Raw genomic sequence first — 3,262 nt, 5'->3', positions numbered from 1 at the left:
TGGTGGTGGAGCAGCAACTGGTGGCGTACGTGGTAGGCGAGGCGACGGTCGAGGCGCTGAAGGCGCAGTTGTCGCGCAGCCTGCCGGAGTACATGGTGCCGGCCCAGTGGCTGTTCCTGGACGCTTTACCGTTGAGCCCCAACGGCAAGCTCGACCGGCGCCAGTTGCCGAGCCCGCAGGCCCAGGCGCAGAAAGCGTATGTCGCCCCGGAAGGTGAATTGGAGCAAGCCATCGCGGCGATTTGGCAGGACGTGCTGCGCCGTGAACGCATTGGCGTCATCGACAACTTCTTTGAACTGGGCGGCGATTCGATCATCTCGATTCAGGTGGTCAGCCGAGCCCGTCAGGCAGGTATCCACTTTACGCCCAAAGCACTGTTCCAGCATCAAACGGTACGTGCCCTGGCACGGGCAGCACGTACGGGCCACGAGACTGTGCAGGTCGACCAGGGGCCGGTCGTCGGCTTGGTACGCATGACGCCTATACAGGCGCGTTTTTTCGAGACCTGTGCAGTAGACCGCCATCATTTCAATCAATCGCTGCTGCTCGAAGTGCCGGGCAGTTACTCCGGAAACGAGCTCGAAGCTGCGCTGAACGTGGTTTATGGTCATCACGATGGGCTGCGCCTACGTTTCGAACAGCGCGCGCAGGGGTGGCAAGCTCACACGGTGGCGGTTGACACCACCGCCGGCCTGTTCACCCAGGTAACGGCCACGGATCTGGATGATCTGACGGCTAAGGCAGATGAGGTGCAGGCCAGTCTCGATCCTGCCAGCGGGCCGCTGTTCCGGGCAGTGCTCTATCAATTGCCGGAAGGTCGACGCTTGCTGTTGCTGGTGGCGCATCACTTGGTAATCGATAGTGTGTCCTGGCGGATTCTCCTGGAAGATCTGCAGCACGTGTGTCTGCAGTTGCAGCAGCGCGAGCCTGTGGCGTTGGCGGCCAAGACCTGCTCCTTGCAAGCCTGGACCAATGCCTTGCATGCCCAGGCCCAGGGGCCAACGCTTCTGACCCAGCAAGCGTATTGGCTGGAGCAATTGCAGGGTGTGAGCCCATTGCCCTGCGATCACCCCCAAGGGGGCAGGGCCAACCGCCTTGGTCGCACCGTGCATACACGCCTGGACAAGGACATGACTCGCCGGCTGCTGCAGGAGGCTCCGGCTGCCTACCGAACCCAGGTCAACGACCTGTTGCTGACGGCGCTGGTGAGGGTGCTGTCGGCCTGGACCGGTGAGCCCTCCATCGGCCTGTTGCTGGAAGGGCATGGTCGTGAGGATACGCTTTTCCAGGATATGGACCTGAGCCGTACCGTCGGCTGGTTCACCTCGCTGTTCCCGCTGCGGCTAACGCCGGAGCAGGCGATTGGTGCGTCGATCAAACGTATCAAGGAGCAACTGCGCGCCGTGCCGGACAAGGGCCTGGGCTTCGGCATGCTCTACCATCTGGCCGACGACAGTGCCTTGCGTGGGCAGGCACTGCCGCAAGTGGTGTTCAACTACCTGGGCCAGGTCAATGCCGCAGGCGATGGTGGGCAGGGGCTGGTTCCGGTAGGCCATGCGCGTGGCGCCGAGGTGAGCCCCGAGGCGTTGATGGAACATGAATTGAGCCTCAATGGCCTGGTGTACGAGGGGCAGTTCACCTTGGGCTGGCGCTTCAGCAGTGAGCGTTTCGACGAGGCGACCATCCAGGCGTTGGCGGATGCCTATGCTCAGGAACTGACGGCGCTGGTCGAATACTGCGCGCAGCCAAGCCATCAGGGCGTAACGCCGTCGGACTTCCCGCTGGCCCAGCTCGATCAGGCGCAGTTGGATACGATCGCCACTCAGCCCGCCGCTGTACAGGCCATCTATCCATTGTCTCCTATGCAGCAGGGGATGCTGTTCCACGGGCTTGGCGACGACAAGCGTGAAGACTACTTGAACCAGATGTGCGTCGACGTGCATCACCTCGACACGCAACGGTTCGAGCAGGCCTGGCAGCAGGTGACCGCTCATCATGACATTCTGCGCACCCGCTTCGCCTGGCAAGGAGGCCTGGCGCACCCCATGCAAATCGTGGAGCGCGCCGTGCAGGTTCCATTCCGGGTGCTCGACTGGCGTCACCTCGACGAAGCGCAGGCACAACTGCGGCGCTTGGAAGATGAAGAGTTGGCGGCCGGTTTCGACCTGCAGGTAGCGCCGGCATTTCGCTTGACGCTGGTGCGCCTGGGCGATGCGCTGCACCGGCTGATCTTCACCCATCATCACATCCTCATGGATGGCTGGAGCCTGTCGGCACTGGTCGCCCAGGTATTGCAGTGCTACAACGGCCAGGCCTTGCCTGCGAATACAGGCAGTTACGGCGATTACATCGGTTGGTTGGGGCAACAGGATGCAATTGCCGCGCAAGCGTTCTGGCAGCAGCAACTGGTCGGGTTGCAAGCGCCCACGCGTCTGATCGTTGCAGCCACTGAAGGGGCACAGGCAAGTGGGGAGTTGCATGTTGCCCTTGACGAGGGGGCAACCGAGCGTTTGGTCCAGTTCGCCCGGGATATGAAAGTCACCGTCAATACTGTGCTTCAGGCAGCCTGGCTACTGCTTTTACAGCGGCACAGCGGTCAGGACACGGTGGCATTCGGTGCCACGGTGGCAGGCCGGCCAGCCGATCTGGCCGGCATCGAACAGCAACTGGGGTTGTTCATCAATACCTTGCCGGTTATCGCTACGCCACGCGCTGACCAGGGGCTGGCTGATTTCTTGGGCGCGTTGCAGGCACAGAACCTGGCGTTGCGCGAATTCGAGCACACGCCGTTGTTCGATATCCAACGCTGGGCGCAACTCGCCGGCCAGCCGCTGTTCGACAGTTTGCTGGTGTTTGAGAACTACCCGGTTGCCGATGCCCTGCGCCAGGGTGAGGGCATGCGCACACGCTTTGGCGAAGTGCACAACCGTGAGCAGGGGCATTACCCGCTCGCCCTGGTGGTCGCGCTGGGTCGGACGTTGACTTTGCACTGGCGCCATGGCGGTGAGTATCACGCTGCATTCGTTCAGGCATTGGCCAGTCAGTTCATGCAGGTCTTGGCGCGTATGGTCGAATGCTCAGGGAAACAGTCCGTGGGAGAACTCCTGGCACCTGAGCAGGCCCTGCGTGAAACACTGCTCGAACGTTTCAACGCTACCGCCACCCCGTACGACCTGAACCAGACCGTGCACGGGCTGTTCGAGCAGCGTGTGCAGGCGACGCCTGACGCACCGGCTTTGCTGTTCGGTGAGCAGCAACTGAG

Annotated in this window: 1 protein-coding gene; it reads left to right on the top strand. The window is 62.2% G+C overall.

The window, feature by feature from the left end:
* Nucleotides 1-20 precede the first annotated feature (20 nt).
* The coding region (locus F3J45_RS29430) for a condensation domain-containing protein (RefSeq protein WP_370526513.1) at nt 21-3,262 on the top strand (3,242 nt) is incomplete at its 3' end.

Origin of the sequence: Pantoea sp. Ap-967 (assembly GCF_011752565.1) — a bacterium.
Lineage (GTDB): Bacteria > Pseudomonadota > Gammaproteobacteria > Pseudomonadales > Pseudomonadaceae > Aquipseudomonas.
This window is presented reverse-complemented; position numbering and strand designations above follow the sequence as displayed.